Origin of the sequence: Pseudoalteromonas sp. MelDa3 (assembly GCF_002863625.1) — a bacterium.
GTDB lineage: Bacteria > Pseudomonadota > Gammaproteobacteria > Enterobacterales > Alteromonadaceae > Pseudoalteromonas > Pseudoalteromonas arctica.
In genome coordinates, this window is sequence record NZ_PJBR01000037.1 from 10732 (window position 1) to 33999 (window position 23268).

Here is a 23268-nt window from a genome sequence, read left to right on the forward strand (position 1 = left end):
ATTAAAGCGTTTGCTCTAAAATGCGAACAACTAATTGTTCAAAAGTTGCCCCATTCGCTTTTGCCGCCATCGGCACTAACGACTTTTCAGTCATGCCTGGTACTGTATTTACTTCAAGCAGGTAAAAATTACCTTGCTCGTCTTGCATCGCATCAACACGGCCCCAACCACTTGCGCCCACTAAATCAAATGCATCTAGCGATATAGCTTGTAAGTACTTAGTATCTTGCTCTGATAAATCTGCAGGGCAATGATACTGCGTTGTATTTGATTGATACTTAGCTTGGTAATCGTAAAAACCATTTGGTGTCGTCATCTCGATGACTGGTTGTACTTCATCGCCAAGCACTGTAACTGTGAATTCACGTCCCGTGATCCACTGCTCTACAAGTACTTGATTATCAAATTTAAATGCATTAGCTAGTGCGTATTCAAGTTCTTGTGCTGTACTTGCTTGCGCCATACCTATGCTTGAGCCTTCGTGCGATGGCTTAACCATTACCTTTTTAAACTCATCCATAATAGCTGCAGCATCAAAGCCTTTTTTAGCGTCAACTACGGTATAAGGTGCAGTACTTAAACCCGCTGATTTAAATAAGTGCTTACAACGTACTTTATCCATAGCAAGTGCTGAACCCAGTACATTACTGCCCGTGTAAGGCAGGTTCATAAATTCAAGCGCACCTTGTACAGTTCCGTCTTCGCCACCACGACCATGCAAAGCAATAAAAACGCGCTCTACATTTAATTCTTTTAACTCCCACAAAGAACGACTTTGCGGGTCAAATGCAATTGCATCAATGCCACTATTTTGCAGCGCATTTAAAACAGCCTGACCCGATCGTAAAGACACTTCACGTTCTGCTGAGTTACCACCTAGCAGTACCGCTACTTTACCAAATTGTGTGTTTACCTGAGTCATACTTCACCTTGCTTAAGTTTTTCTATCGACATACCCGTCGCAGCTAATGTTTTAACTAACTGACCTATATTACCAGCGCCTTGGGTTAATACTAAATCATTATTTTGTAAATTTGCGGCCAAAACGCCTGCAAGCTCTGCATTTGTTGCTACATGCAGCGGCTCTTTGCCACGTTGACGAAGGCTACGGCATAAGCTTTTGCTGTCTGCGCCCACAATAGGATCTTCACCAGCGCTATACACATCAAGCAGTAGCAACTGATCTACATCAGCAAGTACTTTTACAAAATCTTCGTATAAGTCGCGTGTGCGAGAAAACCTATGAGGTTGATATACCATTACTAAACGCTTATCAGGCCAACCTTCACGTACTGCTGCAATTGTTGCTGCAACTTCTGAAGGATGATGCCCGTAATCATCAACTAACATCACATTGCCACGCTCGTTTTCAAATTCACCATAGTGTTGAAAACGACGACCAATACCTTCAAACTTCTGCAGCGCTTCTAAAATTGCATGATTCGCAATATTTTGATCTTTTGCCACAGCAATCGCAGCGGTTGCATTAAGTGCGTTGTGTCTACCTGGCATATTCAACGTGGCAGTTAAACACTCACCTTGTTTGTTAGTTACTGTAAATGTGCATGTATTAGCTGATTGGCTAAAGTCGCTCATGCGGTAATCAGCATCCTTCGATTCGCCATACGTGATAACTGGGCGACCAAAACGCGGGATAAGTTCAGCAGCAACTTCAGAATCAATACATACAACAGCTAAACCATAAAACGGCAAGTTATGGATGAAATCTACGTACGTGTCTTTCATTTTTTCAAGACTGCCGCCATAAGTATCCATGTGATCTTCTTCAATATTTGTGATCACCGATACCATTGGCTGTAAGTGTAAAAACGACGCGTCGCTTTCATCAGCTTCTGCAATTAAAAAATCACTTTTGCCTACTTTTGCGTTACTACCTGCGCTATTTAACAAGCCACCAATAATAAAGGTTGGATCAAGCCCTGCTTGTCCATAAATACTCGCAATTAAGCTTGTTGTCGTTGTTTTACCATGCGTACCCGCAATTGCTATACCGTGGCGAAAACGCATTAATTCAGCCAACATTTCTGCGCGGCGAACAACAGGAACTCTTGCGGCTTTAGCTGCAATAATTTCAGGATTTGTTTCATCAATCGCACTTGAAACAACGACTACATTGGCATCTTTCACGTTATTTTCATGATGGCCTATAAATACTTCTGCACCGGCTTTAATTAAACGATCTGTCATAGCGCTATGGGCGATGTCAGAACCTGTAATACGGTAGCCTTCAAAAGCGAGTACTTCAGCAATACCGCCCATACCTGCTCCACCAATACCAATAAAGTGAATGGTTTCTATTCGGCGCATTGCAGGGCGTGTGTGTTTTTCTTGTACTGACGTTTCTTTCACTTATTTTCTCTTATTTGTTACTTGCTCACAGTGCGTTGCTACGCTTGCTGTGGCATCTAAAATGGCTTGTTTTTTTGCATTTGTAGCCATTTCAGTAATTAATGAAGGTTGGGCTAAATACGGGCTTAATAGTTCAACAATTGATTGTTTATTAAACTGCCCTTGTGGCATTAATAATGCGCCATTAGCCATCACTAAATATTGTGCGTTCGCTGTTTGATGGTCATCCACGGCATGTGGAAACGGAACAAAAACGGCCATTTTACCTGCCGCTGCAATTTCGCTAACAGTTAACGCACCAGCACGGCAAACAACAATGTCGGCCCAGCTATACGCTGCGTCCATATCATCAATAAATTCAGCTATTTTTGCATTACTGCCTGTAAAAGCATGCATTTTATAAGCGGCTTCTACGGTAGTTAAATGACCCTTACCTGTTTGATGCCATACACTTATTGGAGCTGTATTATTTAGTACTTTAAATGCTTCTGGTAATGTTTGATTAAGCACTTGTGCACCAAGCGAGCCGCCCACTACTAAAATATTAATAGGGCTTGATACATCGCGTTTGGCTATATTCATAACGCTTTGGCGAACTGGGTTACCTACTAGCTCGGCTTGACCCTGTGCAAAAGCACTTGGAAATGCAGCTAATACTCGTGTAGCCACCTTAGCTAGCAGTTTATTGCTCATACCCGCTACAGCGTTTTGCTCGTGAATAACCAGCGGGATACCTAAACTTTTTGCGGCAATTCCCGTTGGCCCCGTAACATAACCGCCCATTGCAAGTACTACATCAGGACGCTGTTCTTTCAATACCTTACGCGCCTGCAATACTGCATTAATTACCATGAATGGGGCTTTAATAAGACGCTTTAATCCGTTACCACGAACACCTTTAACGTTAATAAAATCAATATCTATATTGTGCTTAGGTACAACGCTCGCTTCCATTCGATCTGGTGTGCCGATCCAGCTAACTTGCCAACCCTGCTGTTTTAAATAATCGGCTACTGCAATACCGGGAAAAATGTGTCCGCCAGTTCCACCAGCCACTACTACTAATTTTTTACTCATCGCTTACCTCCGCGTGAGGTGGCTTGTTTGGTTGCCATTTTGGTTTCAAAATCTACGCGTAATAAAATACCCGTGGCAATCGTCATAATTAATAAGCTTGAGCCGCCATAAGAAATAAACGGCAGGGTTAAACCCTTCGTCGGTAAAATACCCGCGCTCGCACCTACATTCACCATGGTTTGAAATGCAAACCAAATACCAATGGCAAATGAAAAGTAGCCTTCGTATTCCTTGCCGCATTTAAGCGCTTGTTGACCTATTAATAAGGCTCTAAATACTAAAGTAGCTAATACCGTTAAAATACTTACAACGCCTATTAAGCCAAGTTCTTCACCTATAACGGCAAAAATAAAATCGTTATGCGCTTCAGGTAAATATTGTAGTTTTTGTACACTGTTACCTAAGCCTTGACCAAACCAACCACCTTGGCTATAAGCCATTAGCGATTGAACCAATTGGTAACCCTTACCAAAAGGATCATCCCAAGGGTCTAAAAAGCCAACAACACGTGCCATTCGATATGGTTCAACAATAATCAGTAATACAACCAAACCGACGCCAGTTAGAATAAGTACAAAGAACTGCCATAATTTAGCGCCAGCTAAAAACAGTAAACCAACCGTTGTTACAAACATAACAACCACTGTGCCTAAATCAGGTTGCAGCAAAATAAGCAGCGCATACACTGCAAATACAGCTATTGGCTTTGCAAAGCCTTTAATGTTTTCTTGTACTTCTTCGCGTTTTCTTACCAAATAACCCGCAATATAACTAAAAAAGTACAACTTAGCGGCCTCAGCCACCTGAAAACCAACAGGTCCAATAGGTATCCATCGTTTAGCGCCGTTTACTTCACGCCCAATAATCAATACCGCTATTAATAGCACCATGCCTAGTATTAATAGATAAGGGTTTGATCGTTTCCACCACTCCATTGGCACACAAACGCTTATCCAAAAAAGCACAAAAGCCATTGCCAAAAACATGCTGTGGCGAATGGTAATATGGTACGGGTCATCAAATAACCGCTCTGCGGTAGGCATTGATGCGCTGGTCACCATGATAAAACCAACACCAATGAGCATTATTACGCAGTACAATAGCGGTACATCGTATAACTGCGCCGAAGGCTTAGGTGTTAATGCGTCTCTTATATCGGCAAAAGCAATCATAACGCCCCTGCCATAACACACTGAACAAAGTCATCACCGCGTTGCATATAATTGTTATACATATCAATGCTGGCACATGCGGGGGCTAATAAAACAATATTGCCTGTACTACTAAGTACTTTGGCCAAAGTAACGGCTTCTTCCATATTGTTAGTTAAATAACTCTTATTGGTAATCGCAGCTAAGTCACTTGCATCTTTACCAAAACAAATTAATGCTTTTACATGCTGTTCTATGTAGGGTTTAAGCGCATTTAAATCAGCGCCTTTGGCATCGCCACCAGCAATAACAACCAGATTTTCACCGTCACTAGCTAAACTATCTATTGCAGCTATAGTTGCTCCAACATTGGTAGCCTTTGAATCGTTAAAATACTTTACACCGTTAAGCTCAGCTATAAATTGGCAACGATGAGCCAATCCATTAAATTGACCTAATGCGTTTTTATACTGCTCTTTGCTTACTTCAAACGGACTTAAGAGCGCCATTACTGCAAGCGTATTTAAATAATTGTGCTTACCCACTACCGCAAGCGTATCAACAGGTAAAAAGGCATCGCCTTTAACCATAAAGTGAGTTTTGCCATTGTGCTGGGCTAAATGGTAATCACCTTGTTGAGCACCAAAGCTAATTAGAGGAGCCGTACCGCGCTCAACTGGATGTGTTTGACTATCGTCTGCATTGACAACAATAAGCTCTGCGAAATTATAAATACTTAGCTTTGAGTCTATATAAGCTTGGTAACTGTCGTAGCGGTCAAGATGATCTTCAGACACATTTAATACCGTTGCACTTACTGGTTTTAAACTCGTTGTGGTATCTAACTGAAAACTCGATAACTCAAGCACATACACATCAAAATCATCATTGAGTAAATCAAGTACCGCTGTGCCAATATTCCCACCCAAAGCAACTTTATAGCCGGCTTCTTTTAACACTTCATAAGCGAGCGTAACCACGGTTGACTTACCGTTAGAGCCCGTTACCGCAACGACTGGTTTTGTATTAATGCGTGCAAATAACTCAACGTCACCAATCACTTCAACACCTGCGTTAATTGCATCTGCAACAGCTGGTATTTTTAAGCTAAGCCCAGGGCTTATAATAATCATATCGCTTGAACAAAGCTCTGCGTCATCCAAATTACCAAAATGGGTATCTAGAGTTGCCGCGTGCTCTTTTAACCAATCAATCCCCGGCGGGGTTGATCGGCTATCAACGACCTTGGGGGCAAGGCCATGAGATAATAGAAAACGCACAATGCCCAGACCGGTTACACCGAGTCCGAGCACTGTTATTTGTTTGTTTTTTATCTCGTTTAAATACTGCATTTATCGAATCTTTAAAGTAGCTAAGCCAGCAAGCACTAGCACAACAGAAATAATCCAAAAGCGCACAATAACGCGAGGCTCTGGCCAACCTTTTAATTCGTAATGATGATGAATTGGCGCCATTCTAAAAATGCGTTGTCCGCGTAATTTATACGACCCCACTTGTAATATTACCGATAGCGCTTCCATTACAAATACACCGCCCATAATAATAAGCAGTAACTCTTGGCGTACTAAAACAGCAATAATACCTAATGCGCCACCAAGTGCTAATGAGCCAACATCGCCCATAAATACTTGTGCTGGGTAAGTGTTAAACCATAAAAAGCCAAGCCCTGCGCCCACGATGGCAGTACATACAACCACAAGCTCACTCGCCAGCGGTAAATGTGGAATATGTAAGTAAGCCGAAAAGTTAATATTACCTGTTAAGTAAGCAATAATTGCCAGTGCTGAAGCCACTAAAATAATTGGCACAATCGCCAAGCCATCTAAACCATCGGTCAGGTTTACCGCGTTTGATGTACCTACTATGGCAAAATACGTAAGCACGATATAAAACAAACCTAATTGCGGTAACACGTCTTTAAAAAATGGAACAACAAGTGATGTTTCAGATGCTTGTGCACTGGTAAAATACAAACCAGTAGCTACAACTAATGCAATGACCGACTGCCAAAAGTACTTCCACTTAGCAATTAAGCCTTTTGGATCTTTACGAATAACTTTACGGTAATCATCAACAAAGCCAACAATACCTAAAGAGCCAATTACAAACAGTGTTGCCCATACGTATTTATTTGATAAATCGGCCCAAAGTAGCGTGCTGGTAAAAATGGCCGCTAAAATAAGTAAGCCGCCCATAGTCGGCGTACCCGACTTAGATAAATGCGATTGCGGACCGTCGTCTCGAACTGTTTGGCCTATTTGCATACGTTGCAAACCACGAATTAACTTAGGTCCTAAATAAAGAGACATAATTAGCGCAGTTAAAATACCTAAAATGGCACGTAGCGTTAAATACGAAAAAACATGAAAACCACTAAAATACTGTGTTAAATACTCTGCCAGCCAAACTAACATTATGATACTCCATTGATGGCTTGTTGCTGGCCATTAACTAAATCGGTTACTAATAATTCCATGCGAGAACTACGCGATCCTTTCACTACTATTGTTGTTTTAGTATTCACTTTATTAATACTTTCTTGAATTTTTTGCTGCATCTGTTCGCGGCTCGAAAAGTGGCGATTAGGGAGTTCAAACACATCACTTGCGTATTTACTTAATACACCTAATGTAAATAACTCATCAATACCTTGCTCAAGTGCATACTCGCCAACTTCTTGATGGTACTTACGTGCATCTTCACCAAGCTCACCCATGTCTCCAAGCGCTAAAATGCGATGACCTTGCATATCACTTAACAAGTCAATCGCAGCCTTTACAGACTTAACATTGGCATTATAGGTATCATCAACCACGGTGAGTAAATCAGACACTTCAATTAAATTAACGCGCCCTTTTACATCCCCCATTGTGGCAAGTGCATTGGCTATTTCTTCAAGGGTTACATTAAATTCACTGGTCAGTGCAGCAGCGATAAGTGCATTACTAATATTGTGCTTACCCGGAAGTGCCAAAGTAACAGGTACTTGCTTGTTTTTAGTGCAAAGCGTAAAGCTTGCACGCGCATTGGCATCAAGCGTGATGTTCTCTGCCCAAATATCTAGTTTTTCAGTTGTAGAAAAACGTTTAACATTACGCCCTTCAAGCTTATCTAACCAATATTGGCTAAATTCACTATCGCAGTTAACAATCGCAACGCCATCATCTTTAAGGCCATCAAAAATCTCACCTTTAGCTTTTGCGACGCCCATTAAACTACCAAAACCTTCTAAGTGGGCTGCTGCAACATTACATACAACGGCTACATCTGGTTTTGTCATTGCAGTAGTGTAAGCAATTTCACCTAAGTGATTTGCACCTAGTTCAATAACCGCAAAACGATGTTGAGGCTCTAAGCGCAATAACGTAAGTGGGACGCCAATATCGTTATTAAAATTACCTTTAGTAGCTAATACATCACCGTGAACCGACAAAATTGCCGCACACATTTCTTTTACGGTGGTTTTGCCTACACTACCTGTAATTGCAATTGTTTTAGGCGCCACTTGGGCCATAACAGCGGTGCCAATTGCACCTAGTGCAATACGTGTATCGCTTACTATAAATTGTGGAATATCTACATCAACTTTGTGCTGAACAATAACGCCAATAGCGCCTTTTTGTTTAGCCTCAGCTATAAATTTATGCCCATCAAAATTTGGCCCTTTCAGTGCTAAAAACACTTCGCCATCGCACACTGTACGAGTATCAGTATTTATATTAAGCACGTGTTGATTATCACCTTGATAATCGGTTGTTAGCACATTAGCTAACCAATCAAAATCCATTGGGATCATTGTGTTATCCCTCTTACTGCTTTTTTTAGTTGTTCTTGTACATATCGGCGATCGCAAAAGTCGATTCGCTTATCGCCTATAATTTGATAATCTTCGTGGCCTTTACCTGCAATCAAAATAACCTCATCAGCTGTAGCGTTTTCTATAGCAAAACGAATTGCATTTGCTCTATCAGCCTCTAAATGTGCATTTTGAGGATGGGTTAAACCGCCAGCTACATCTGCAATAATGTCATCAGGGTTTTCTGAGCGAGGGTTATCACTGGTAATAATAACTTTATTAGCGTTTTGCTCTGCAGCTTGCGCCATCAATGCACGCTTTCCTTTGTCTCTGTCACCACCGCAACCAAATACACAACTTACACCACCTGGCACATGCAGCTGCAATGCTTGTAATGCAAGTGCAAGTGCATCGGGTGTATGGGCGTAATCAACAACACACGTCGGCATGTCTGCTTGGCTAAATGCTTGCATTCGCCCAGCTACTGGCTGTAACTGCGCACAACCTGAAACTAATTGCTCAAGCGGATAACCAAGTCCTAGTAATGTAGCGATCGCGGCCGTTAAGTTATATAAATTAAATTCGCCAAACAGAGGGGATTTAATCGATATATCACCCCAACTAGTCGATAACTGCGCCGAAATACCTTCACTTGAATATTCAACATCAGAAAAATAAACGTACTGAGCATTCTTAGGGGCTAAGTTTTTGCGGCCATAACAAATTAAGTTATTGAAATCATACTTTTCAAGCCATTGCTCAGCTTGAGAATCATCTTGATTAAGCACTACAACTTGCGGCTCAAAATCACGGAAAAGCATTAGTTTCGCATCACCGTAACTTGCCATATCACCATGGTAATCTAAGTGATCGCGCGAAAGATTAGTAAACACAGCCGCTTTAAACGCGCATTTAGCAACACGCTGCTGCACTAATCCATGAGATGACACTTCCATGGCTACCAGCTTTTTATGCTGCGAATTTAAATCGCTCAAAATATGCTGTAAATCAACCGTTGAAGGTGTGGTATTAATCAGTGGAATTAAGTTATCAGGATGACCATAACCTAAAGTGCCAATAATAGCCGAATCAGTACTGCAAAATTGCGCTAAGTGGGCAATCATTGCTGTGGTTGTCGATTTACCGTTTGTACCTGTCACACCAATTAAATCAAGAGCCTGACTTGGCTGGCTATAAAAGCGACTTGCTAATTCTGGAAGCTTTTTATCAAGCTCCGAAACTAAATATAGTGGCTCAAAACTTGTTTCAAATTCACATAATCTGTCAGCAATAATAGCTGTTGCGCCATTTTCAATTGCTTTATTAATAAATTGACCGCCATCAAGTGCATGGCCTTTAATAGCAACAAATACATCACCTGGCGTTACTTCACGGCTATCAAGGCGTAAATGTTTTACCAGTTGCGAGGGCGCATCTATTTCGATGTATTTTAAAATATCCTTTAAATCACGCATCGTTATCTTTACCTTGTACGTACGCAACCTCTTCCTTGTCAGGCGCTACGTTTAATATTCTTAATGCGTTAGAGATGATTTCTGCAAATGCAGGGCCAGCGGTGGCACCTCCATAGTACACATCACCACCTGGTTCATTAATCATAACTACCACGGCTAAACGAGGATTACTTGCCGGTGCTACACCTGCAAAGTAACCTACATATTCATCACCATAACCACCTGCTACGGCTTTTTTAGATGTACCTGTTTTACCAGCAGCACGATACCCATCAACTTTTATGTTGCGAGCAGTACCGTCTTTTTCAAATACACTTTCCATCATGTGGACTACGGCTTCTACGTCTTTTTGTTTAAAAATACGTTCGCCTTCAGGTATATTATCTTGCTTTAAAATAGTCAGAGGTCGGTTAACTCCACCAGCGCCTAACATGGTATAAAAGCGCGCCATTTGCGCAGTACTTACCGAAATTGCATAACCAAATGATAAAGTGGCAATTTCAAAGTCAGACCAACGACGATTTGGATAAAACAAACCGCTGCTTTCACCGACCATGCCTGTTCCAGTGTCACTGCCAAACCCTACTTTTTGGTATAAGCCAACAAGGTAATCTTTAGGCACTAACTGAGTAACCTTCGCAACTCCCATGTTTGAGGAGTACTTTAGTATTTCGCGCAGTGTTAGTTCGCCGTGATTACGAGTATCTCTAACTAAACTACCACCTAAACGCATCCAACCTGGGTAGGTATCAATCGTGTCATCTGCCTGAATGGCGCCGTAGTCTAGCCCAGCCAAAATGGCTAGAGGCTTAACAGTTGAGCCTGGTTCAAACAAATCTGTAATTGCGCGGTTACGACGTTTATGAGGTGCAGCATCGCTTAAGTTATTTGGATTAAATGAAGGGCTATTTACCATTGCCAGTACTTCACCGGTTTTAACATCAACTACCATAGCTGAGCCCGATGTGGCTTTATAAGTCAGTACAGCTGATTTTACGGCCTTGTACGCAATGGCTTGAATTCGTTGATCAATACTTAGTTCTATACTTTCTGGCTCTACACGTTCACGCTCGTCAAGTACTTCTACCTCACGCCCTTGTGCGTCTTTACGAATGGTACGGCGGCCTTCCTCGCCCGTTAAAGCGTTTTCGTATAGTTTTTCAATACCTTCAATGCCTTTGCCATCGATATTGGTAAAACCAATAACATGCGCGGTAACTTCACCTGCGGGGTAGTAACGTTTAGATTCATCTAGTAAATGGATACCAGGCAGGCGTAAATCGCCAATATAATTTGCTACAGCAGGGGTAACTTGGCGCTTTAAATACACAAAACGACGTGAAGGATCGTTTAAAAGGCGAGAATTAATCTTTTTAGGATCAATACGCAGTACATCTGCAAGCTCACGCCAGCGTAAGTCATTTTTATAATAAAGTGCAGTACGTTTATCAAGTTCAGCAGTGTTTTCTGCTAATGATAAATGGTCTTCACCGTTTTTATGCGCTTGTTTGGTCACTTTGGAGACAAGTGATTTATGTAATGCTTTAGGATCTGCATATACACTTACCACAGGCACACTTACCGCTAACTCTTTACCGTTACGGTCAAAAATCATTCCGCGTTGTACATGGAGCTTTTCAACGCGTACTGTACGTTTATCACTTTCTGAACGTGCTTTATCAGGTTCTATCACTTGCAGATAAGCGGCGCGAGATACGAGTGTTACAAACACCATAAACACAACTGTACACACCAGCATAAAGCGCCATGTGATTAAATTAGTGACTGGTTTTTTGCCTCTATTTCTCATTGTACTATTATTACCTGCTCATCTTGACTCGTAGGTCGTTTCATTTTTAATTGTGATATGGCGACTTCTTCAATGCGTGCATGTTGCGAATAAAATTCTTCCTCAACAAGTAAGTAGCGCCACTCTAAATCGAGTTCATCACGTTCTTGTAATAATTGGTCTTGCTTTATAAGTTGGCCACGAGCTAAGTGTGTTGTTTGCACAACAGCTAAACTAGAAGCGAATATCACAACCAACAAGGCCGAGGTTAGCTTGTTAGCTCCTAGGCCTTTTAATATTTCAAAGAATAAATTAGGTTGCCGATAGCTCGCTTTTTTACTCATCCCAACCTCTGTGCAATCCTAAGTACAGAACTACGAGAACGTGGATTACGTTCTACTTCAACAGTACTTGGCTTAATAGCCTTACCCACTGCTTTTAACGTCAAATTTTTATTTATTTGTGCGTCAGTTAAAGGCAGACCTCTGGGTAACACTTCTCCCCTACTCTGTTTTCTAATAAACTGTTTTACAATACGATCCTCTAGTGAGTGAAACGAAATCACCACTAAACGTCCGCCTGGCTTTAGCACTTTAACTGCAGACTGTAGCGCTGTTTGAATCTCTTCAAGCTCGCTATTGATATAAATACGAATCGCCTGAAAAGTACGTGTTGCAGGGTGCTTAAACTTATCTTTTACCGGTACTGCTTCATCAACAAGGTCAGCAAGTTGCTTGGTTGTTGTGATTGGCGTGTGCTCACGAACTTCGAGTACTTTGTGTGCAATGCGTTTACCAAACTTTTCTTCGCCCAGTTTTTTTATTACGTGGGTAATATCATCTAATTCAGCTTCTGCTAACCACTGCGCAGCACTGCGACCTGTTGTTGGGTCCATGCGCATATCAAGTGGCCCATCTTTCATGAAACTAAAACCACGCGCAGCGTCATCCAGTTGTGGCGACGAGACACCAATGTCTAATAAAATGCCATCCACTTTACCAATTAGATCGTTCTGCTCTGCTACTTCGTATAAATTTGAAAAACGAGTATGTGCAATCGCAAAACGTGGATCATCAGCAAATTTTTCGGCTGATTGTATCGCTTGTGGATCTTGGTCAATTGCTTGCAGGCGACCTTCATCACCTAGGCGTGCTAAAATTTGTCCAGAGTGGCCGCCACGTCCAAACGTACCATCCATGTATATACCGTCTGGCTTAATTGCGAGGGCATCGATGGTTTCGTCCATTAATACGGATACGTGTTCAAATTGCGCTGTCATTAGCTATTATTTGCCTTTTTTTGTGCTGTTAGAGTGTAAAATTATCTAAATCTTGGTTAGGTTCAAAATCGCCAAGCCTTTCAAGCTCAGTATCTTGCTGCATTTGCTCGTGCCAACGCGCCTCATCCCAAATTTCAAATTTATTCATCAAACCAACTAGCATGATTTTTTTGCCAAGTGATGCATGAGCCCGCAGTGACGGCGCAAGCAAAATTCGACCATTTTTATCAAGTTGATATTCAGTAGCATTCCCGAGCAACATACGCTGCATTCGACGGGCTCGTGGGTTCATATTGGAGATTTTAGCTAAACGGCCTTCTATTTCGAGCCACTCAGCCAGCGGATACAACCATAAACACGGCTCATTTAATGCGACGGTACAAATAACCGTTCCCTGATCTTCAGACAATAGAGATTCTCGGTACTTAGTCGGTACCGCAAAACGCCCCTTATCATCCAAACTCAGTGAACTCGCGCCACGAAACATAAAAAACCTACTTTAAAATTGTTTTATTCAACTTTTGTTTATTTTTATCCAGTGTGATCCACTAAAAACCACTTTTTACCACAGTGCTCCAGTTTAGGGCTTGACAAGCCATTTTGTCAAGTAAGCTGACCAGCTTTAGTAAGTCCCAAAGCTAGAAAAAATAAGGGCTCAAGCGAAGCATTTGAATTACGTGGGAAAAAGTGGGATTGTGATGAAAAAAATATCTATTCTGTTTTTTATAACTTCCTGTTTACACGCTTTGCTTACTGAATAACCAATGAATATTTACAACTTTTTAAGCATTTTTACTCCCTTTGTAAAATTTACCTAACCGTGTAGTAATAGTTACTGTTTGCTTTAAATTACCAAATATGAAAAGTTATATACAAACAATAAAAACCAATAAACTCAATAAGTTAAAATAAATAACAGTTTTGGTTTAATCATTGCATCATTTAAATCACTATTTAAATTTTTTAACTTATTAAGGATTGATTATGGCTACTGCAACGAATACGAAACCAAATACAACTTCAGATGTTAAGCCTGACGTTAAACTAACAAATACTGAGTCTCCTCTTACAGAGAAAGCAACATCAGCGGCGCACGATGCTGTAGATGCACTTTCTAGCAAAGCTGCAACAGCTGAAAGCAGTGTGCGTAAAGGAGCTTCTAGCTCAGCAGATGCATTAAGCGAAAAACAACTTATTGCACGTGAAAAATTAAGTGAATGTACAGCTAAAACCCGTGCATTTGCTTCTGAAAATCCATTAGCAACCGCGGGTATTGCTTTTGCTGCGGGTATGCTGATTACATCACTATTTCGTCGTAAGTAATCAGTGATGAATAACCCACAAACAAGCGCAGCCAAGGATGGTGAAGCGCAAAACCAAACTACTGAGCAGCAGAGCCAAAAGGACGATTGGCAAGATCATATTGCAAAGCTTTTAGAGTACTCTAAGCAGCTCAAGGATGATTACCAAACTCAAGGAAAGATCACCCATCAGCTTGCTAAAGCTGAATGGCGGTTATCGCTTAGATCGCTTGCATTGATCACTATATTCTTAGGCTGTTTTGCCAGTGGTTTGGTTTTGTTGTGGGCAGGATTTCTAGGTGCTGTTGGATACGGTGTATATGATCTTTTTGGGTCAGTATGGCTGAGTATTGCAACAGCTACTCTGCTGCAAGTTGCTTGTTTAGCATGGCTTTGGAAAAATACGGTTTACCTAAGCAATAAAATCGGCTTTAGTAAAACACTTAAAAGCTTAAAACAACTGTTTAACTTATAAGGAAATTAATATGTTGGTTAACTACTTAATTAAAGCACCTAATGAAAACGTTGATGCTCTGAGTAAGCAAATGGATACGCGCAGTGAGTTAAAACGCCAACATCATGCAGCGTTTCAATATAGACTAAAGCGTTTTGCCGCAACTAAAGTGGGACTAACAAGTGCCTTTTTAGCCGGCGCAGCTGTACAAGCAGGGAAAGGCGAAACCAGCTTGGTAAGAAAATACGGCTGGCTTGTTAGGCTGTTTGCTTAAACGCTAAACATTTCTACCGTGATCAGATAAGTAATCAATACTTGGACCACTTGGCACAACTTGTGTTGGGTTGATCATTGTGTGACTAAAGTAGTAATGACGCTTAATATGATAAAAATCAACTGTCTGTGCTACTCCCTTAACCTGGTATAGCTCTCTAAGGTATCCGCTCAAAGCAGGATAGCTTTCAATTGTGCGTAAATTACATTTAAAGTGACCAACGTACACACTATCAAACCGAATGAGAGTGGTGAATAATCGCCAATCTGCCTCTGTGAGTTCATTTGTGGCTAAATAACGCTGCTTTCTCAGTATCCCCTCTACTGTATCGAGTGCTTTAAATACATCATTAAATGCCTCTTCATACGCATCCTGAGTTGTAGCAAAGCCCGTACGATAAACACCATTATTTATACTTGGATAAATCAACGCGTTTAATTCATCAATTTTTGGTTGCAGCGCCTCAGGGTAGTAGTCATCGTTATTACCTGTTAACTCATTAAACGCACTATTGAACATACGTATAATATCGGCAGACTCATTACTGACAATTTTATTGAGCTTTTTATCCCACAATACGGGAACGGTTACTCGCCCGGAGTACTTTGGATTATTTTTTGTATAAACTTGATGTAAGTAGTTACTATTAAATAAAGCATCACCAGTACTGTGGTTTTGCGTATCAAAAGCCCAACCACTATCAAGCATGTCAGGACTAACAACCGACACCGTAATTAAATCTTGTAACCCTTTTAATGCTCTAAATATGAGCGTTCGATGCGCCCAAGGACACGCAAGTGACACATATAAATGATACCTGTTCGCTTGAGCTTTAAAACCGGCCTCGCCCGTTATTCCAGCGCTACCATCAACAGTTATCCAGTGACGTAACTGCGCCGTTTCGCGTTCAAACTTACCATTACTTGAATCAGTGTCGTACCATTTATCTTGCCATTGACCGTTAACTAATAATCCCATAAAACTCTCCTAAAAATACCGTTAAATTTTGCCAAACTCGCCGTTTTGATAATCACGCACTGCTTGCTGTACTTCAGCTTGAGTCGTCATTACAAACGGCCCCATATGAGCAATCGGCTGATTAAGTGGATCGCCAGCTAAAACCAAAACACCAGCGCCGTGCTCAGAGCTAATATTAATGTCACTCCCTGGTTCCAAAATAAGTAACTTACCCGCTGGTATTGTTTGATTGTCGCTCATTATTAGTGAGCCGCTATGAATATAAAGCATTACTTTTTGTTGGCTAATAGGTTCTAAGTGCATGCTTTTACCAGCAGGTAATGTAATATCAGCAAGCGCCGCATTGGCAGCTAAACTCTGCAGAGCGCTTGTAAGCGTTTCACTTTCAAACTGCCACGATCCCGCCAGTGCTTTTAACGTCACACCTTGTGTGTTAGTAAAACTCGGAGCTGGGTTTTTAGTCGTATCTTGATAACGTGAATCACGCATTTTTTCTGCGCTTGGCATGTTGATCCAAACTTGAAAGCCATGCAAACCGTCAACAGCATCCGCGAGTGGCATTTCACTGTGCATGACGCCGCGCCCTGTACTCATCCATTGCACATCACCTGCTTTAATTGCTTCTCTGTTACCCATTTGGTCACGATGTTCAAAGCCACCTTTTAGAATATAAGTAAACGTTTCAATACCTCGGTGCGGATGCTCAGGAAAGCCTCCCATATAATCTTTTTTGTCGTCTGACTTAAGTTCATCAATCATTAAAAAGGGATCTAAATATTTACCATCAAACCCAGGTATACGGCTAATACTCACACCATCGCCATCTTGAGTTGCATAAGCTGTAAGTATTTTTGATATTTTCATTTATTAATTCACTCTAAAGAATAAGTTTATGGGGTTATTAAATCATCCATTAAACAAAACAACTATGTCTTTAAATCGACCTTAACATTCCAAAAAATAGAACTATAATGATTCATTGGTTACATTTTCAACCTTATAATTACTATGGTTATTTGGAGTGAATTTGGCTACAATTGTTATTGCAAAATACAAAACTAAGGAATGGTTATTTTTACTTATTCTCTCAAACATCAGCTTTATCGTTTACTTATATTGCTAAGTATTCCGGGCACCGCTGTAATTATTTTTACACTGCTGCTTGAACGCGATCACTCTATTGAGCAAAGTGAAAAAAAAGTAGAAAATATTGCTAAGCAATTAATTTTACAGCAAAAGCACTTAGTCGATGATATTGACCGTTTAGCGCGTTATTTGGCTAAAGAGGAAAGTAAGAAAGAAAATTTAGCAACGACCTGCCCTAATTATTTTAATCAATTTAGATCTATTTACGCACATGTTGCCAATATCGGGATTATAGATCCAAATGGCATTGTTATATGTACAACAAGCGGGTTAGCCAAAACAATTAATATTGCCGATCGGGCGTATTTCCAAAACGCCTTAAAAAGTAACCAATTGTCGGTAGGTTATTTTCAGCACGACCGAAGCCTGCAAAAAAACACCCTTAATTTTGCGTTACCTATTATTAATAAAAAAAATGTAATTCAGGGCGTTGTAGTTATCGTTGTTGCGCTTGACTGGTGGAACAATGCTTTTAATGACATTGAACTTCCGCCAGGCTCTATTGCTGCAATTGCTGATTCTAACGGAAAAATTTTAGCGCGTTATCCTCCTACAACGGCCGCGCTTGGCGATAATATTGCACAGACTTTATTAGCAACTGATTCTTCGATTGATAATGAGGCATCAACAAAAATAAAGTCTATTGAAGGTGAAGCCCGAATGCTTCATCACTCTGTTATTTACAGCGATCCAAGTAATAACAGCTTAAATATACATATCGCACTTCCTGTCACGCATGCTTTAAAGCAAATAAATAATAATTTTTTTATAGCGATTGGTGTGTTTATTTTATCGCTGCTGATACTGTCTTTAATTGCACGTAAACTACTTAAAACCAGCATTATTGACCCAATTAATAATCTAACAAATGCAACAAACGTATTGGCTAAGGGCGAGATGCCCGCACAAAAAATACAACCCAATAATCCAGAGCTAAATACCCTCTATCAGCGTTTTAAATCAATGGCGCAAACTCGGTTAACAGCTGAGGCTAATTTAAAAAACAAGCATGATGAGCTTACTAGCTTGCTTAATACTCTGCCCGATAGCTACGTTAGAATTAATATCCATGGCGACATTCTCAACATAACAGGGCAATTTAAGCCTCGAGTAAACCCAAACAGCACTGCAGTACCTCATTTATCATCAATACTTTCACACAGCAATGTTCAGCTTTTGTTATCGCAGTTATCTAAACTTGATGTTTCGAGCAATTTAGAATTCACACTCGAAAAATCAGATCCTAAACGCAGCTTTGAAGCACGTATTAGCGCAATGCAAAGTAAAAATGAATACGTTGTTGTGCTACGAGATATAACACAACGAAAAGTAAATGAAGAAGCACTCCACCTTGCCTCACTAGTGTATAACAACAGTAGTGAAGGCATGGCAATCACCGATCCAACGGGTATCATTTTTGATGTAAATCCTGCATTTTGCAAAACGACTTTATATAGTAAAGAAGAAGTAATTGGCCGGTCCTCTTCAATTCTTTCATCAGGAAAACATGATAAGAATTTTTACAATAAAATGTGGTCTGAATTACAGCAAACAGGCCGCTGGCAAGGCGAGGTTATTAACCGTAAAAAAAACGGGCAGCTTTATTCTGAGTGGCTCACAATCGATACTATTTATGATACAAACAACGCACCTATTCGTCGTATCGCGATATTCACAGACCTCACAGAAAAAAAACAAGCTGATGAAACCATTTGGCGACAAGCTCATTTTGATCACCTAACTGACTTACCAAATCGTTTAGAGTTAAAGGAGCGATTAAATCAACGATTTTCAAATGTTGTTACTCCAGATAATCAATTGGTTGTCATGCTTTTAGATATTGATCACTTTAAAGATATTAATGACACATTAGGCCATCACTATGGCGATAACTTATTAAAACTCGTATCTCAGCGTATAGTCCAGTCGGCAAAAAACGCTGAGTTTGTGGCACGAATTGGGGGAGATGAGTTTGTTATTGTATTTAGTCACATTAAAAGTACGCGCCATATTAATCAAATTGCGAGTAATATTTTACTTAGTCTATCGTCAGCTTTGCATCTTGAAAACGAAGAGTTATTTATTAGTGCAAGCATAGGCATTGCTTGCGCTCCTAATGATGGTGAAACTACTGAACAGCTTTTAAAGGCAGCCGATCAGGCTATGTATAAAGCAAAAAGTAATGGTCGTAACTGTTTTGAGTTTTTCTCTGCTGACATGCGCGAATATGCACACGCGCGCATGGTGCTATTAAAAGACTTACGAAGTGCCATAGAACTTGAACAGTTTGAGTTATTTTATCAGCCCATAGTTGCTTTAAATGATTTACATATTCATAAAGCTGAAGCGCTTATTCGTTGGCAACATCCCGAAAAAGGCCTAATTAGCCCTATCGCATTTATCCCACTTGCTGAAGAAACCAGGCAAATAAATGCAATTGGTCAATTTGTATTTGCCCAAGCTTTGCAAACACTTAACGATATAAAAACACTAACCGATGATACTTTTCAAATAAGTGTAAACGTATCGCCAGTGCAATTATCCACGCCAGAGAGTGGCATAGATGAATGGTACGATATGCTAAAAGCAGCAAAGCTGCCTGCTTCGTCAATTGTCGCAGAAATAACTGAAGGCTTAATGGTTAACCCTGAAGCACTTACGCAAAGACGCCTAAAAGAAATAGTAAAATCAGGTATGCAGCTTGCTCTTGATGATTTTGGTACCGGGTATTCGTCGCTCGCTTACTTACAAGAAATGGACACCGACTATTTAAAAATAGATAAACGTTTTGTTGATAATATTCAAGTAGGCAGCCAAGAACTTGCACTGTGTGAAGCCATCATTGTTATGGCGCATCAGTTGGGCTTAAAAGTAATCGCCGAAGGAATTGAAACTAAATTACAAATGCAGCTACTACTTGAAGCAGGATGCGATTACGGTCAAGGTTATTTATTTTCAAGACCTTTAAATAAAAGCAGTTTTATAGCACTTCTAGCTGATAAAAAAGTAGCTTTGTTAAAATAAATAGACAAAAAATCACTGTTACGCAATAAATAATGCGTCTGTGCGGTCAAGTTAAGCAATCAGATATAAAGTAGTAACAGGATTTTAAAATGGCAAAAGCAACATTAGAGCAATGGCGAATGTTTAAAGCGGTTGTGGATCATGGCGGGTTTGCAGGCGCAAGCGCAGCTGTACATAAAAGTCAGTCAACCGTACACCATGCTGTGCAAAAACTTGAAGCCGCCTTGCAAATTAAGTTGCTTGAAGTAAAAGGCCGTAAAGCATTTTTAACCGATAGCGGTAAGCTGATTTTACGCAGAGCCGAGTTTTTAATTGAGGAAGCGACTAAAATAGAATCGGTAGCAAGTACACTAAGCGAAGGCGTGGAAAGCACATTAAAAATAGCTGTTGATGAAGTTTTTCCACACGCTATTTTATATCAAGCACTTGCTAAAACGAGTGAGCTTTACCCTCTTTTAAAAATTGATTTAGTAGAAAGCGTGCTAACAGGTGCAAACGAATTATTACATAACTCAGTGGTTGATTTAGCTATTTCGTCAATTCCTATCTATGGAATTAGTTGCAGTACGTTATGCGATATAGAGTTTATAGCGGTTGCGCATAAAGACCATGTATTACACCAACATACTGAACAACTCAACTTTCGCGATTTAAAGCTACATAGACAAATAGTAGTGCGCGATTCAGCAACCCACACCAGTCACAATGAAGGCTGGCTAGGTGCAGATATGCGCTGGACAGTAAGCCACTTACGTAACTCTATTGATATGGTTAGTCAAAATTTAGGTTACGCTTGGCTGCCAAAAACACAAATTGCACATTTAATTGAAGATCAAACCCTCATTGCACTTAATTTAGACCAAGGTACAACCCGCACTCTTAATTTATATTTAATGTGCAACGACAACGACAGGCTTGGTCCTGCAGCACAAGAGTTTAAAGAGCAAATTACTGCACTTACTAATTTAGCTAATTAATAGCTATTCATTTTTTACATCGAGGTGATCTGCTACATAGGCGCCTCGCTGCCCACGCTCTTTAGCCGGCCCTACAGTGCTATCTTTACCTGTTTGCTGCTCAGTAGCTGCATTAATTACAGCACCTAATGTGATTATATAAGCGCTGATATACAACCACATCAGCATGATCACTACACCACCTAGTGAGCCATACGTTTCGTTATAACTAGAAAAACGCGACACATAAAAAGAAAAACCTATAGATGCCAAAATCCAAAGCACGGTAGCAATAGACGACCCCATTGTGATCCAACGCCATTTAGCCGGTTTACGATGTGGGGCATAACGATATAAAAGTACCAATGCGAAATTAAAGGTAAAAGCCAATAATGGCCAAGAAATGAGTTTAATTAATAAATCTATACTTTCTTTTAGTCCCACTAAATTAAGTACAATAGGTAAAATACCAATAATTAATAGCGCAAAAATTGCGACTACAATCGCTCCTACCGAAAATAAAAAGCGCACTAGTTGAGCCTGAAAAAATGAGCGTTTTTCATACTCACGATAACTAATATTACATGCAGTAATAAGTGCTTGGCTGCCCTTTGAGCTACTCCAAATAGTAAGTATGAGCGTACCAATTGCACTTAAGCTCAAGCTTGCACTTGATGTTTTAGCTAGGCTAGAAACCTGAGATAAAATCAGTTCACTAGTGCTTGGTGGAAGCAAAGTAACTATTTTACTTAAGTGCTCACTAATATCTGTTGGGGATGAAAAGTACGCATACACTGATACCACCGCCGCAATGGCTGGAAAAATAGCAAGTAACGCATAAAATGCCACACCGGCTGCCACTATAGATAAGTTATCTTCACTCATTTGCTTAAAAATACGTTTAACAATATCCCACCAACCTATAAAAGGGATATGTGCAGGCTGCTCTGCTTGCTGTCCTCGTTTAGCTTCTTTCATTCTAAACCTCAATATTTGTATTACGTTACTACAGCAAAATATTTGCCAAGTTATAAGTGTTTGGTACCAAACTTGCTAATATTTATCTATAAATGACTCTAACACGGAAGATAAGCCATGCTCGGTACCCTAAAAAGCAGTGTAGCGCTAAATAATACAACACCAATAACTGAAGTGATCAAAGTTGATACACTTTCGTGGAATTTCTTTTATGAGCAAGGCGTGCAATTACTTCACGTAACAGCGCAAATATTACCCACTATTTTACTCGGCATAATGCTTTTAGTACTCAGTTACTTAATTTCAGGACCACTTTCTAGATTACTAATCAAACCCATTGACTATATGACTGACAGCAAGCTTGTTCACCTAGTTATAAGGCGCAGCATAAGCACCCTAATAATTTTATTTGGGGTATATTTATTTTTACGTTTAGCAGGGCTTACTCAGTTTGCTGTTGCTATTATGAGTGGGACTGGGTTGATAGGTTTAATACTCGGCTTTGCTTTTAGAGACATAGCAGAGAACTTTATTGCTAGTTTATTACTGAGCGTACAAAGACCCTTTAAAATTGACGATGTAATTGAAGTGGATGGCCGATTAGGTATTGTTAAAAAAGTAACAGCAAGAGCAACCACACTTGTTGATTACGATGGCAATCATATTCAAATACCTAATGCGACTGTATATAAAAATACCATTAAAAACCTGACTGCCAATCCAAAAATGCGCGGCAAAGTAGAAATTGGTATTGGCTATGATAACGATATACGCAGCGCACAAACCCTCGCCCTAGATATTGCCAATCAACAAAATGCGGTACTTAGCGACCCACCCGCGCAAGTTTTAATAAAAAACTTAGGCTCATCTACTATTAACTTCGTTTTGTATTTTTGGCTTAATAGCGAGCAGCACAGTCCATTAAAAGTAGCCTCCCAGCTTATGCGCGAATTAGTCAATGAGTTCACAAAACAAAACATCAGCATGCCTGATGACGCACGAGAGAGAATTATACTCACCGACCCTAATGAAAATGCTTCTAGCTTAGAGGAAAAACAACCATCGCAAATACAAAGCAAAAAAAGTGAAACTGTTGAGCAAACTAAAACGCTTGATGATGTAAGTAGTGATACTGACGAAATACGTGAACAAGCAGAGCAATCTCGCGATCCAGAACAAGGGAAAAATATTATTTAATA

The 23268-nt window shown here is 40.2% G+C and carries 21 protein-coding genes; 6 read left to right on the forward strand and 15 right to left on the reverse strand.

Going from position 1 to position 23268, the window contains the following annotated elements; genetic code table 11:
• Nucleotide 1: 1 nt before the first annotated feature.
• From CXF89_RS09435 to mraZ, 12 genes are read right to left on the reverse strand one after another with little or no spacing between them, the layout of a single operon-like run.
• Nucleotides 2–922 carry a D-alanine--D-alanine ligase gene (locus tag CXF89_RS09435; protein WP_121954451.1) on the reverse strand — a complete coding sequence of 307 codons (921 nt, stop codon included), beginning with the start codon at nt 920–922 and terminating at the stop codon, nt 2–4.
• On the reverse strand, nt 919–2370 hold the full coding sequence (gene murC / locus CXF89_RS09440) for a UDP-N-acetylmuramate--L-alanine ligase (protein WP_002957994.1): 1452 nt from the start codon (nt 2368–2370) through the stop codon (nt 919–921). The genes CXF89_RS09435 and murC overlap by 4 nt, the downstream gene beginning before the upstream one ends.
• Nucleotides 2371–3447, reverse strand: a complete 1077-nt coding sequence (gene murG, locus CXF89_RS09445; RefSeq protein WP_010554297.1) for an undecaprenyldiphospho-muramoylpentapeptide beta-N-acetylglucosaminyltransferase — start codon at nt 3445–3447, stop codon at nt 2371–2373.
• On the reverse strand, nt 3444–4619 hold the full coding sequence (ftsW, locus tag CXF89_RS09450; RefSeq protein ID WP_007582927.1) for a cell division protein FtsW: 1176 nt from the start codon (nt 4617–4619) through the stop codon (nt 3444–3446). Before ftsW ends, murG begins: the two co-directional genes overlap by 4 nt.
• Complete coding sequence (gene murD / locus CXF89_RS09455) at nt 4616–5950, reverse strand: UDP-N-acetylmuramoyl-L-alanine--D-glutamate ligase (RefSeq protein ID WP_121954452.1); 1335 nt, start codon at nt 5948–5950, stop codon at nt 4616–4618. Before murD ends, ftsW begins: the two co-directional genes overlap by 4 nt.
• On the reverse strand, nt 5951–7033 hold the full coding sequence (mraY, locus tag CXF89_RS09460; protein WP_121954453.1) for a phospho-N-acetylmuramoyl-pentapeptide-transferase: 1083 nt from the start codon (nt 7031–7033) through the stop codon (nt 5951–5953).
• Nucleotides 7033–8415, reverse strand: a complete 1383-nt coding sequence (murF, locus tag CXF89_RS09465) for a UDP-N-acetylmuramoyl-tripeptide--D-alanyl-D-alanine ligase (RefSeq protein ID WP_121954454.1) — start codon at nt 8413–8415, stop codon at nt 7033–7035. The genes mraY and murF overlap by 1 nt, the downstream gene beginning before the upstream one ends.
• A complete protein-coding gene (gene murE, locus CXF89_RS09470; RefSeq protein ID WP_121954455.1) occupies nt 8412–9890 on the reverse strand; it encodes a UDP-N-acetylmuramoyl-L-alanyl-D-glutamate--2,6-diaminopimelate ligase in 1479 nt (492 codons plus the stop codon). The genes murF and murE overlap by 4 nt, the downstream gene beginning before the upstream one ends.
• Complete coding sequence (locus tag CXF89_RS09475; RefSeq protein WP_121954456.1) at nt 9883–11700, reverse strand: penicillin-binding transpeptidase domain-containing protein; 1818 nt, start codon at nt 11698–11700, stop codon at nt 9883–9885. Before CXF89_RS09475 ends, murE begins: the two co-directional genes overlap by 8 nt.
• A complete protein-coding gene (gene ftsL, locus CXF89_RS09480) occupies nt 11697–12023 on the reverse strand; it encodes a cell division protein FtsL (protein ID WP_007582915.1) in 327 nt (108 codons plus the stop codon). The genes CXF89_RS09475 and ftsL overlap by 4 nt, the downstream gene beginning before the upstream one ends.
• A complete protein-coding gene (rsmH, locus tag CXF89_RS09485) occupies nt 12020–12958 on the reverse strand; it encodes a 16S rRNA (cytosine(1402)-N(4))-methyltransferase RsmH (protein WP_008167099.1) in 939 nt (312 codons plus the stop codon). The genes ftsL and rsmH overlap by 4 nt, the downstream gene beginning before the upstream one ends.
• Nucleotides 12959–12986: 28 nt before the next feature.
• Entirely contained in the window at nt 12987–13445 is a 459-nt protein-coding gene (gene mraZ, locus CXF89_RS09490) for a division/cell wall cluster transcriptional repressor MraZ (RefSeq protein WP_121954457.1), read from the reverse strand.
• A 497-nt stretch (nt 13446–13942) separates the two neighbouring features.
• On the opposite strand from mraZ, the gene CXF89_RS09495 reads away from it, so the two are divergent.
• From CXF89_RS09495 to CXF89_RS09505, 3 genes are read left to right on the forward strand one after another with little or no spacing between them, the layout of a single operon-like run.
• A complete protein-coding gene (locus CXF89_RS09495) occupies nt 13943–14281 on the forward strand; it encodes a hypothetical protein (protein ID WP_007582901.1) in 339 nt (112 codons plus the stop codon).
• Between the two features lie 6 nt (nt 14282–14287).
• Complete coding sequence (locus CXF89_RS09500) at nt 14288–14734, forward strand: threonine/serine exporter family protein (protein ID WP_024590208.1); 447 nt, start codon at nt 14288–14290, stop codon at nt 14732–14734.
• A 10-nt stretch (nt 14735–14744) separates the two neighbouring features.
• Nucleotides 14745–14987 carry a hypothetical protein gene (locus tag CXF89_RS09505; RefSeq protein ID WP_007582895.1) on the forward strand — a complete coding sequence of 81 codons (243 nt, stop codon included), beginning with the start codon at nt 14745–14747 and terminating at the stop codon, nt 14985–14987.
• 3 nt (nt 14988–14990) lie between these two features.
• Here CXF89_RS09505 and CXF89_RS09510 read toward each other — a convergent pair whose 3' ends face one another.
• On the reverse strand, nt 14991–15965 hold the full coding sequence (locus CXF89_RS09510; RefSeq protein WP_121954458.1) for a glutathione S-transferase family protein: 975 nt from the start codon (nt 15963–15965) through the stop codon (nt 14991–14993).
• Between the two features lie 21 nt (nt 15966–15986).
• Nucleotides 15987–16829, reverse strand: a complete 843-nt coding sequence (locus CXF89_RS09515) for a pirin family protein (protein WP_121954459.1) — start codon at nt 16827–16829, stop codon at nt 15987–15989.
• A 201-nt stretch (nt 16830–17030) separates the two neighbouring features.
• Here CXF89_RS09515 and CXF89_RS09520 point away from each other — a divergent pair, with 201 nt between their 5' ends.
• Nucleotides 17031–20135 (forward strand): bifunctional diguanylate cyclase/phosphodiesterase, encoded by a 3105-nt coding sequence (locus CXF89_RS09520; RefSeq protein ID WP_121954460.1) that lies wholly within the window; start codon nt 17031–17033, stop codon nt 20133–20135.
• Between the two features lie 89 nt (nt 20136–20224).
• On the forward strand, nt 20225–21112 hold the full coding sequence (locus CXF89_RS09525; RefSeq protein ID WP_010554286.1) for a LysR family transcriptional regulator: 888 nt from the start codon (nt 20225–20227) through the stop codon (nt 21110–21112).
• Nucleotides 21113–21115: 3 nt separating this feature from the next.
• On the opposite strand, the gene CXF89_RS09530 is transcribed toward CXF89_RS09525, so the two are convergent.
• The gene (locus tag CXF89_RS09530; protein WP_121954461.1) at nt 21116–22069 is read right to left on the reverse strand and encodes a YihY/virulence factor BrkB family protein; all 954 of its coding nucleotides are present in this window, start codon (nt 22067–22069) and stop codon (nt 21116–21118) included.
• A 117-nt stretch (nt 22070–22186) separates the two neighbouring features.
• On the opposite strand from CXF89_RS09530, the gene CXF89_RS09535 reads away from it, so the two are divergent.
• Nucleotides 22187–23266 (forward strand): mechanosensitive ion channel family protein, encoded by a 1080-nt coding sequence (locus CXF89_RS09535; RefSeq protein WP_121954462.1) that lies wholly within the window; start codon nt 22187–22189, stop codon nt 23264–23266.
• Nucleotides 23267–23268: the final 2 nt, after the last annotated feature.

Bases quoted from the DNA above. Each gene is read 5' to 3' on its own strand.
- CXF89_RS09435 (WP_121954451.1), bottom strand. From the start codon at position 922: ATGACTCAGGTAAACACACAATTTGGTAAAGTAGCGGTACTGCTAGGT.
- murG (WP_010554297.1), bottom strand. From the start codon at position 3,447: ATGAGTAAAAAATTAGTAGTAGTGGCTGGTGGAACTGGCGGACACATT.
- ftsW (WP_007582927.1), bottom strand. From the start codon at position 4,619: ATGATTGCTTTTGCCGATATAAGAGACGCATTAACACCTAAGCCTTCG.
- murD (WP_121954452.1), bottom strand. From the start codon at position 5,950: ATGCAGTATTTAAACGAGATAAAAAACAAACAAATAACAGTGCTCGGA.
- mraY (WP_121954453.1), bottom strand. From the start codon at position 7,033: ATGTTAGTTTGGCTGGCAGAGTATTTAACACAGTATTTTAGTGGTTTT.
- murF (WP_121954454.1), bottom strand. From the start codon at position 8,415: ATGATCCCAATGGATTTTGATTGGTTAGCTAATGTGCTAACAACCGAT.
- murE (WP_121954455.1), bottom strand. From the start codon at position 9,890: ATGCGTGATTTAAAGGATATTTTAAAATACATCGAAATAGATGCGCCC.
- CXF89_RS09475 (WP_121954456.1), bottom strand. From the start codon at position 11,700: ATGAGAAATAGAGGCAAAAAACCAGTCACTAATTTAATCACATGGCGC.
- ftsL (WP_007582915.1), bottom strand. From the start codon at position 12,023: ATGAGTAAAAAAGCGAGCTATCGGCAACCTAATTTATTCTTTGAAATA.
- rsmH (WP_008167099.1), bottom strand. From the start codon at position 12,958: ATGACAGCGCAATTTGAACACGTATCCGTATTAATGGACGAAACCATC.
- mraZ (WP_121954457.1), bottom strand. From the start codon at position 13,445: ATGTTTCGTGGCGCGAGTTCACTGAGTTTGGATGATAAGGGGCGTTTT.
- CXF89_RS09495 (WP_007582901.1), top strand. From the start codon at position 13,943: ATGGCTACTGCAACGAATACGAAACCAAATACAACTTCAGATGTTAAG.
- CXF89_RS09500 (WP_024590208.1), top strand. From the start codon at position 14,288: ATGAATAACCCACAAACAAGCGCAGCCAAGGATGGTGAAGCGCAAAAC.
- CXF89_RS09505 (WP_007582895.1), top strand. From the start codon at position 14,745: ATGTTGGTTAACTACTTAATTAAAGCACCTAATGAAAACGTTGATGCT.
- CXF89_RS09510 (WP_121954458.1), bottom strand. From the start codon at position 15,965: ATGGGATTATTAGTTAACGGTCAATGGCAAGATAAATGGTACGACACT.
- CXF89_RS09515 (WP_121954459.1), bottom strand. From the start codon at position 16,829: ATGAAAATATCAAAAATACTTACAGCTTATGCAACTCAAGATGGCGAT.
- CXF89_RS09520 (WP_121954460.1), top strand. From the start codon at position 17,031: ATGGTTATTTTTACTTATTCTCTCAAACATCAGCTTTATCGTTTACTT.
- CXF89_RS09525 (WP_010554286.1), top strand. From the start codon at position 20,225: ATGGCAAAAGCAACATTAGAGCAATGGCGAATGTTTAAAGCGGTTGTG.
- CXF89_RS09530 (WP_121954461.1), bottom strand. From the start codon at position 22,069: ATGAAAGAAGCTAAACGAGGACAGCAAGCAGAGCAGCCTGCACATATC.
- CXF89_RS09535 (WP_121954462.1), top strand. From the start codon at position 22,187: ATGCTCGGTACCCTAAAAAGCAGTGTAGCGCTAAATAATACAACACCA.